This is a genomic window from Paramesorhizobium salinisoli (assembly GCF_003335045.1).
GTDB classification, from domain to species: domain Bacteria; phylum Pseudomonadota; class Alphaproteobacteria; order Rhizobiales; family Rhizobiaceae; genus Paramesorhizobium; species Paramesorhizobium salinisoli.
In genome coordinates, this window is the sequence record NZ_QOZG01000037.1 from 1 (window position 1) to 8,384 (window position 8,384).

Annotated in this window: 8 protein-coding genes and 1 pseudogene; 4 read left to right on the forward strand and 5 right to left on the reverse strand. The window is 56.9% G+C overall.

Going from position 1 to position 8,384, the window contains the following annotated elements:
* The 3 genes from DUT91_RS24030 to DUT91_RS24040 form a co-directional block, all read right to left on the reverse strand.
* On the reverse strand, positions 1 to 102 hold a 102-nt coding region (locus tag DUT91_RS24030), incomplete at its 3' end, for a helix-turn-helix domain-containing protein (protein WP_147272271.1).
* 302 nt (positions 103 to 404) lie between these two features.
* Positions 405 to 581 (reverse strand): hypothetical protein, encoded by a 177-nt coding sequence (locus tag DUT91_RS25905; protein WP_160113709.1) that lies wholly within the window; start codon positions 579 to 581, stop codon positions 405 to 407.
* Between the two features lie 163 nt (positions 582 to 744).
* Entirely contained in the window at positions 745 to 2,688 is a 1,944-nt protein-coding gene (locus tag DUT91_RS24040) for a ParB/RepB/Spo0J family partition protein (protein ID WP_160113710.1), read from the reverse strand.
* Positions 2,689 to 3,044: 356 nt separating this feature from the next.
* On the opposite strand from DUT91_RS24040, the pseudogene pth reads away from it, so the two are divergent.
* Positions 3,045 to 3,596 (forward strand): annotated as a pseudogene (pth, locus tag DUT91_RS24045) (aminoacyl-tRNA hydrolase).
* A gap of 530 nt (positions 3,597 to 4,126) precedes the next feature.
* The gene (locus DUT91_RS24050; protein WP_114442928.1) at positions 4,127 to 4,681 is read left to right on the forward strand and encodes a recombinase family protein; all 555 of its coding nucleotides are present in this window, start codon (positions 4,127 to 4,129) and stop codon (positions 4,679 to 4,681) included.
* A gap of 585 nt (positions 4,682 to 5,266) precedes the next feature.
* Here DUT91_RS24050 and DUT91_RS24055 read toward each other — a convergent pair.
* Positions 5,267 to 5,797, reverse strand: a complete 531-nt coding sequence (locus tag DUT91_RS24055) for a thermonuclease family protein (protein ID WP_245419982.1) — start codon at positions 5,795 to 5,797, stop codon at positions 5,267 to 5,269.
* A 43-nt stretch (positions 5,798 to 5,840) separates the two neighbouring features.
* Complete coding sequence (locus DUT91_RS24060) at positions 5,841 to 6,101, reverse strand: hypothetical protein (protein ID WP_114442931.1); 261 nt, start codon at positions 6,099 to 6,101, stop codon at positions 5,841 to 5,843.
* A 676-nt stretch (positions 6,102 to 6,777) separates the two neighbouring features.
* Between DUT91_RS24060 and DUT91_RS25665 the strand changes: the two genes are divergently transcribed.
* Both DUT91_RS25665 and DUT91_RS24065 read left to right on the forward strand, forming a co-directional pair.
* Complete coding sequence (locus tag DUT91_RS25665) at positions 6,778 to 7,197, forward strand: hypothetical protein (protein WP_147272273.1); 420 nt, start codon at positions 6,778 to 6,780, stop codon at positions 7,195 to 7,197.
* Positions 7,198 to 7,399: 202 nt separating this feature from the next.
* Positions 7,400 to 8,296 carry a tetratricopeptide repeat protein gene (locus tag DUT91_RS24065; RefSeq protein ID WP_114442932.1) on the forward strand — a complete coding sequence of 299 codons (897 nt, stop codon included), beginning with the start codon at positions 7,400 to 7,402 and terminating at the stop codon, positions 8,294 to 8,296.
* The last annotated feature ends 88 nt before the right edge of the window (positions 8,297 to 8,384 follow it).

Below are 8,384 nucleotides of genomic sequence, written 5' to 3' on the forward strand. Positions count from 1 at the left end.
CATCTTGGCAACGCTGTCGCGCGATATGTTGAAATGCTTCGCGGCCTGACGCCGGCTCATCCCTTCCGAAACAGCCAGCCGCACCTTCAGATAAAGTTCCACGGTGTAGATCCCCTGTCCCTCCTGCATTCATTGCAGAAGAGAAATAGGTGGCCGGATTTTACTCCGCCCGCAGCAGGATTATTCCGCCGCTACCGTGGCCGACTTTTGCACCGCCGCTCTCACTTGCCGAAAAACACGAAACTGGTGGCGCTATTCCAGTATTCGACCACATTCAGGTTTTCATGGATTTCCTGCCTAAATGTGTTTAGGCATGCAAATTTGGCTCTGACTCAAATCTGATGATGTTTGGGATTCGACTGGCGTGGTTTTCGAAGGAGAATCAGCGCCATGCACGATAACGATCACGCCGGCAAGGGCAAACCTTCGCCGCTCGACGGCGCACGATTGGAGCTTTCCACTGGCAAAATGACGATCTGCGCGTGGGCCGATGTATCACTCGGTTCACCGTCAGACGGCCACATGGCCGGCAGCGCTGAATCGGCAATGCCAAAGTCGTCATATCCGCTTCCGTCACTCATGGCGTTTCGCCTCTTAGGGTCATTACAGCGTTGCTCGATGGGACTGGCGGGCGTGGGAGATTTGCCCGCCTGTCTTGTGCGGCGGCGAGGCAGGAGAAGGACCGCGCCGCTGCAGAAGTCAGTCCAAGCCGTGATCCTTTTGACGATCACGGCTTGGCCCTTCCTATTCCTCGCTCATTCCAATATCTTCATCATCCCCGGCTTCGTCATCGTTGCCGCCGAAATCATCGTCATCGTCATCCTCGATGCCGTCTCGAAAAACCTCGCTGAACCGGGCCTCGGCATTGTCACGGGCGGCCTCGCTCGCCAACGCCGAAAGCTGCGACGGAAGCCATTTGCCGTTCAGCAACTCGGTTGCGCGTTCGACCAGTTCGGCCTTTTTCAGCTTGGATAGGTTTTCCGCCTTGTCGCGGCCACAGACCTTCCCGATCACGGCGAGGATTTGCGCCTTGGGAATGCGGGCCAGATAGTCGAGATCGGACAATGAAACCCACTGCGTGTCCATCGATGCGGCGAGGTCGTCGGCGGCGATTTTGGCGAACGTCTCGGCAAACTGGCCGAACGGATTAACGGAATGCGCCACCAATACCGCCAGCATGTCGAGCAACGCGCCCGTGTCGAGGGCGAGCAAATGGGCGAGCCAATCGCGCGGGTTTTCTGGAAGCGCCTCGCGCACGGATTTGAGAGCCGTGGCAAGCGTTTCGAGCGGGCGCATGTCCTTATGGCTGATGCTCGAAGCAACGCGGCTGTTGGAGATGCGAAGATCGCACGGCGATTTCAGGTTGGAATAGCCCAACAACAGATCCGTCGCCATGGTGTAGACCGTTACGGAAAGGGCCTTCTGGCCGTTTGTCGTCAAGTCTGCGGCAATCGCCGCGCACCGCACAGCGGCTAGTTCCACGGCAAGCGTGTTGCCAACCTGCGGCAAGCCCTCCGCGTCCAGTTGCGGCGCGGCGCTCGTTGTACCGGTGTTGCTGTCCCGATCCGCCTTTTTCATCAAGCCGCGCTCGATGCGTAGATTGCCGTTGTAATCACGAGTGATAGCGGCAACAGCGCGCGCCTTGTCTTCGACGGAATAGGCTTCGACATTGAAAGCCTCCAAGGCCTCTCCGAGCCGATCATACTCGGCCAGCAATTCGGCGTTGTCCTCGTCGTCTTCAAGCTCGTTGCTGACGGCTTCCAGCTGCTCGGCTACCTTTTCCCGCTTGGCTTCCTGTTCCTCTGTCAGTTGCAAGCGCTGCGGATAGACGCGGCCCTTGTAGATCTGTTGCAACTCCCAGACCGCCCCGTCAAACAGGAAAACGTCCTGCCAGCCTTCGGCCTTCACGTCCTCTATAATGGCGTTAATCTTCTCGGCGGCCAGCCGGTCGAGCAAGGCGGTGTCAATGAGATATAAGCCCTTGTCGCCTTCCGCGAACAGGTCTTGGCGCACCGCGCCGCCTGCCGCAACATAGACGTCCAGCCCGACCAGCTTGACGCGGCTGTCGCTGACCGTCGCCTCGCCCTCGGTGAGCGCAGTCCTGATGTTGTGCGAACGGGCATTCGGGTTGCCCGTGAAAACGGCGCGCTGGCGCTCGTGATCGTCCGACACTGCATAGGCTGCGACCTGTTCCAATTCGAGGTCACCCGCCCGATAGGCCGCAAGGATTTCCGGCGCGACGGCGGCAAGTTTCATGCGCTTTTTCACGATGGTTTCCGACACGCCGTAAGCGTTGGCAACCTCCTCGATGCTCTTGCCGGTCGCGATCTGCGCGGCAAAAGCATCGTACTGATCTGCCGGATGCGGCGGGACGCGATTGTGGTTTTCCGCCAATGAAATGGCTTCCGCTTCCGAGTCCACGACACGGCAAGGGATCGGATAGTCCTTGGAGATTACCTTTTCCTTGGCGAGAATTTTCAGCGCCTTCAACCGCCGCCCGCCAGCGATGACAAGATAGCGGTCCTTCTTGCCGCTCGGCTCGACGGCGAGGCTTTGGATCAAGCCGTGAACCGGAATGGATGCCAGCAAGTCATCAACGCACTCGGCATCGGTCTTGCGCATATTCTTGGGCGAGATTTCCAGATGGGTGAGGGGTATGGTCAAAAACTGCGTAGCTGCGACGTTCATGATGGGTTTCTCCTTTTCTCCCGTTGGGGCGAAGCCTCTCCCTGAGACTTGAGCCGCGCCCTGGTCGCGGCTCTCCATATCAGACAGGCGCCACTTTAGCGGCGCACCGCATATCCGCGGCACTGATTCAAGCACCGGCTTCGCACTACAGTGCTATGGGGCGCGTTCCGGCTAAACGCCGATTGACAGACCGGAGCTGACCGGCCGTCAGTTCTGTTCGATCGCGGGGTTGCCTGGCTTCTCGATGGCCAAAAAGGGGCGCCAGCACCCCTATTTATATTCTCATAGATCTTGCTTTTAGAGTTGCATTGCGTCGCAGCCGCCGTGAACGCCAAATGTCTCCAGAGAGAGGTACAATGGTTCTTTTAATAGGTTTAGGTAACCCTGGACGTGAGTATTTTGGGACCAGACATAATATTGGATTCGAAATAATTGACAGTATTCGCGAGAATTGAAGTTCCACGCCATGGAAAAAGCGGTTCTATGCTCTAGTGTCAGAAGCAACAATCGCGGACACTAAGGTATTACTTGTAAAACCATTAACGTTTATGAATTTATCTGGTGTGGTAGCAATGAAATATATTGATTACTACAAAATCCAACCATCGAATGTATTGATAATAAGTGACGATCTCAGCCTTTCAGTAGGGACGGTCCGATTGAAACGTCGCACCGGCAGCGGCGGACACAACGGTCTAAAATCCATTCAACACGCGCTCGGCACCGAAATGAATGTGATTAAAATTGGGGTAGGCCACCCAGGGACGAAGGAAGATGTCATTCCGCACGTATTGGGACGTTTTGGAGAAGCAGAGCGCTTAAAAATCACGGAGGCGACGCGCGAAGCGATTGACCAAATCTCTAATTTTATAACGGCACAAAACACAAATTCGCGCCCACATAACTGAAGCCTATGTGTTGATAAAGGCCAGGTGGACAAGCCGTATTCGCTTTCGCTCTCGTCTATGCCGTCTTCACGCTGTGCGTGTCACTGGTCTGTGGCGCAGGATGCACGTCGAGGAGCCGACATGATGATCGTCGCTGAACCTCAATCTGGAAAATCCGCCGTCTCTTCTACGCAAAGCCTGCCTGACGATCCCACGTCGGCGTGATGGAAGACCTTGCCGTCATCGCTCGTGGCTAGGAGACCGATATGCCCTGGCGCCAGGTGCGTCGATTGCTCGACTTTGGGTTCGCGGAGATCCGTTACCCAGTATTAGCGCAGGGCAGCCGACGTTCGCTTTCGATCACAAATGCCGGCTTGATCTTCATGGGGCTGCCGTCTGGGCCGGACGTTTAGTCTGCCCTGTAGTCGCCTCATTTAGGTAGACGCCAGCGGGGCAACGCGATGAGACGATTATCGCGTCTCATAAGGGTTGTTATCGGCGTTGCGAGACAGTATCGTCGAAACGTCTAGACTTTAATGAGACAGTATACCATGCCGATCTATGGATATGCCCGCGTCAGTAGCATCGACCAGGACCTCGCCATACAGGAAGCGGCCTTGCGAGCTGCCGGCTGCCAAGTCATCCGCTCGGAAAAGAAGAGCGGCACCAGGCGAGATGGGCGAACTGAGCTCGCAACGTTGCTGGATTTCCTGCACGAGGGCGACATTTTGATGGTCACACGCATCGACCGGCTCGCGCGGTCGATAGGGGATCTGCAAGACATCGTGCGGACGCTGAAAGCGAAGAGCGTAGCGTTGCGGGCTACCGAGCAGCCGATCGATACGGCGACCGCGAGTGGCAAAGCATTTCTGGACATGCTCGGCGTGTTTGCAGAGTTCGAAACCAATCTGCGACGTGAACGGCAGATGGAAGGTATCGCGGCGGCGAAGGCGAGAGGCGTCTACAAAGGGCGTCGTCGCCAGCTTGACGCCGCTGAAATACGCCGTCTGCGACATGATGAAAAGCTTGGGGCTACGGCGATCGCGAAGCGGCTCGGCATTGGTCGCGCCTCGGTCTATCGGATCTTGGCTGAGGCTGACGGCTGAAATCCGTCGATCTTCCACGCCTATCCAACGCTGGATAAAGGAACATATTTATCCGTACACCGTTGGAAAGCGATTCAGGAGGTGGAACGATGCACGTTAACGTACGGCCAGCTGCGGATGGCTCGTGGGAGGTTTATGATCTCAAGACGGGGTTGATCGCCACACTCGGGGGTTTGCGTCTGATGGGTCTTACGGCTGCCGAGGCTCATACTGCTGTTCATATGCTCCAATTACCATTTTTGGTATCTGACCGACTTTCAAAAGATTCACTCAAGTAGCAATAGGGTTCTGCATTCCTGCGCAGCACAGGGACACGCGGCATGGCGAGCCTGCTGGGCTCGCGATCCTTGGACGATGATGGCCGGCTGCCCCCGGTGATTGCCCGCCTGCACGATGCGATCGTCACCCGCATGGGCCGAAACCGCTTTCGGGTTCGGTGAGCGCAGCGAATAGAGCGCGGTCGCGTAGCGACGTGCCAAAACAGCCTGGCTGGATTTTCTCCTCCGAATCACGCAACTATCGAGCATAGATAGGCAATCGATGTTCTTTTCCGGCCCTTGGAAGCTCCAACTTCCGGGGTCGTTTCTATTTCTGCCGGCGATGAATCCACGGTTCATCAAACGCGAGCTCCCAAAGGCCGCGATCTTCCGACTTCGCTTGCTGCTCCAACTGCTCGTACTCGGCCGACACGGCGCGAGCGCGATAGCGATAGGCCAGGGCCAAGCCGCGGGCGATCAATTCGGCGGAAAAATCTGCGATCTGGTCAGACTGGCACACGCCAAGAAGCCTGCCGTAGCGATCGGTCGAACGGATCAGACAGGACACGCGGCGATGCGAGGTCCAGAGACGAAGCGCCTTCACTGCCGGCGACGAGCAATTGACCGCCTGGCCTTCCTGCGTCCACGCCTCTTGATCGAACTCGCACGCGTCCACGCCAAACAGGCGGATGAGCTGGCGGGAGCCGACGAGACGCAAGGTATCGCCGTCTACGACTTCGACGGAAATGTTGTCCAGGGCGAAAGGACCGGCGCCCGCGTAAGCGGGCGCCGGCAAGAGCGCGGCCACAATAAGAGCGGCCGCAAGACTGCGAGCGAAGGAAGCGGGGAGGGCGGGCATGTTGAGCACGAAAAGGCCCGCCCTCTGGGGCGGGCCATCGCCGTCAGGCGAAGAATTTCAGCGCCGCCAGCAAGCCGACGGCGGTGAAGATAGCGCCGATGATCCAGATGGTTTGCGTTCGGGCGATGCTTTCCATCCGCGCGTCGGATTTCGCGCTGATCAATTCAAGGTCTTTAAGCGAAGCCATGTCCTTTGTTGCGTCCTCTATAGCGTCACCAATGGCGGTGGCGACGGCGGTTGCGTTTTCGTCCGAGAACTTCGCGGCCTTCAGAACATTCGCGATCGTGAGCCGGTCGATCTTCATAGGGTTCTCCTGAATATAGGCGATATTGCCTCGCGGAACCAATTTCCGCGAAACACGGCCAGGTGGAGCGGCCGGACTGTCACCGAAGCGGAGCTGAGGGGAACGGCTTGCCCGTTGACAGGAGCAAAGGCCGGTTCGCTTAGTGTTCGCAAAATGGGAAATTGGATCGGCGAGGCTGCAAAAATCGCTGCCAGGAGAACCCTATGAAGATCTGCAGGCGGTCGCTGCAGGATATTGAAGCGAAGTTCTCGGACGAAAACGCGGCCAGCTCTGCCGCTAGATAGACAGGACGCAGCGAAGGACATGGCTTCGCCCGGCCGGCTGTTCGAGGAAATCCAACGGATGGAAAGCATCGCACGAACGCCAGCGGCGAAGGCGCTGATCGCAAGCCTCCGGCAAACCCTACGGCGCTACCTTGCGGGCGCGGGTTTCCCACCCGAGCTTGAGATTTTCGCAACTTGAAACGAACGCTGCGGCCCGATGCACCTCCAAAAAGGAAGAGCGTTGGCAGCAAAAAATAGGGGTGCTGGCGTCCCTTTTTATTCTCCACAGCCCCGATAATCTTAGGCACACGAAACGTAGAGTTTCATGGATCGGGCGCAGGCCTTGACCGGACACTTGTTGCCGAGACCCCGATTAGACTTGGAATAATTCGGTCAACCCAAGGAGAAATGGCATGCGTGAATTGACTGTAGAGGAAATGGCCGTCGTGTTCGGCGGTGAAGGCGGCGGGTCTGCTGCAAGCGGCGGCTCTGGCGGCGGAAGGGCTGGTGGTCGTGGCGACGGTTTCGGTGGCGGCATGAGTGGTGGCAGCAGCACGGCGGGCGGAAAGACGGATCGCCTCAGTCCACGGATTCTCGCAGAACGCTATGGCGTTAATCAGCAACAATTAGAACAAGCCGTCCGTGATGCATACAATAAAACGCATCCAGGACCGCCGGCAACTATAACTTCAATTATAAAATCAAATTGGAATTGGACGGAATTTGCGCTCAACTTCATAAAGGGAATACTGGACGTGGACTTTCATGGCCAGCCCAATACGATGCCCGCAGGAAAATCACGAAAATGGGGCGGCGGCGGCGGCGATAGATAGTCGGCTCTGCCTGGTGGTCTCAGAACAGGCAGCTCCAACACCGCGAACCACGTCTGTCAGGTGCGAAGCTTGTTTGGCGGCCGCGATCGCAGCAGCCTGTTCCGGTTGATATCCTGATCGGAACAGGCTGCTGCATCTCGTGAGGCGCTTTACCTGAACCGGGCGCCGTTGCCAATGTGGAAACATCCCTGGAGGACCTTTTATGTCTATTTCAGTCCGATCTTCTGGAGCGCCGTTCTGGCGTGTTTTTATCCTGAGCTTCGCGCTTCTTGGGGTGGTCATGCCCAAAGAGGCGGGCGCCATCGAAGCGCAAACCGCTCAACAGGAAAGCCGATATAAGGACTTGAAAGTGCTCGCTGATCGGGGAGATTCCGACGCACAGCTTAAGATTGCCGTTATGTTATTGAGTGGCGAAGTCAAGCCAAACAATAATGCTGAGCAGAACTATATCGAGGCTGCATCCTGGCTGCGGAAAGCGGCTGAACAGGGAAATCAGGGCGCTGCCGCCACACTTGGTGGAATGTATATTAAGGAAGTGAATCCGCAAAAGGATAATGATCAGAACGTAGCGCTCATCCGTAAAACGGCAGAAGCGGGAAACCACATCACCCAGTTTGCATTGGGATCGATGTATTATTTTGGAAATGGCGTGCCCAAAGACCCCGAAGAGGCTGTCATCTGGATGAGAAAGTCCGCGGACCAGGCTTTTCCACGTGCGGAGAGCTTCATGGGTGCAGTGTATGCCGAGGGCATCGGTGTCAAACGGGATATACAACAGGCCCTTTTATGGATGCAAAAAGCTGCGTTACACGGGGACGTCACGTCTCAGGCTGAGCTTGGAAAACGATACATGGTTGGAGACGGCGTGGAGAAGGACGACAAGAAATCTGTTTATTGGCTGCAGAAAGCCGCCGATCAGGGGTCCGCAGCCGCCATGGCCGGGCTCGGCGTGATGTACAGTTTTGGCGCGGGTGTACCGCTGGATAGACAACGCGCAGTTGAATGGTTCCGCAAAGCAGCCAGCCGGGGCGACGAATGGAGTAAGCAGTACATCAATAAGCCTCCTTCAGTGGAAGACTGGCAAATGAAACGCGGTTAGGCAGACGGTTTCATCGAAGAAGGCGGGAATTGTTGGGGTCACTCGCGGGAGGATTCCGCCCCCTCCCGCAAACGACCCCATGTTCAAC

Excerpts from the sequence above, each read along its gene's own strand:
- DUT91_RS24050 (WP_114442928.1), top strand. The coding sequence starts at position 4,127 with ATGCCGATCTATGGATATGCCCGCGTCAGTAGCATCGACCAGGACCTC.
- DUT91_RS24040 (WP_160113710.1), bottom strand. The coding sequence starts at position 2,688 with ATGAACGTCGCAGCTACGCAGTTTTTGACCATACCCCTCACCCATCTG.
- DUT91_RS25665 (WP_147272273.1), top strand. The coding sequence starts at position 6,778 with ATGCGTGAATTGACTGTAGAGGAAATGGCCGTCGTGTTCGGCGGTGAA.
- DUT91_RS25905 (WP_160113709.1), bottom strand. The coding sequence starts at position 581 with ATGAGTGACGGAAGCGGATATGACGACTTTGGCATTGCCGATTCAGCG.
- DUT91_RS24060 (WP_114442931.1), bottom strand. The coding sequence starts at position 6,101 with ATGAAGATCGACCGGCTCACGATCGCGAATGTTCTGAAGGCCGCGAAG.
- DUT91_RS24055 (WP_245419982.1), bottom strand. The coding sequence starts at position 5,797 with ATGCCCGCCCTCCCCGCTTCCTTCGCTCGCAGTCTTGCGGCCGCTCTT.
- DUT91_RS24065 (WP_114442932.1), top strand. The coding sequence starts at position 7,400 with ATGTCTATTTCAGTCCGATCTTCTGGAGCGCCGTTCTGGCGTGTTTTT.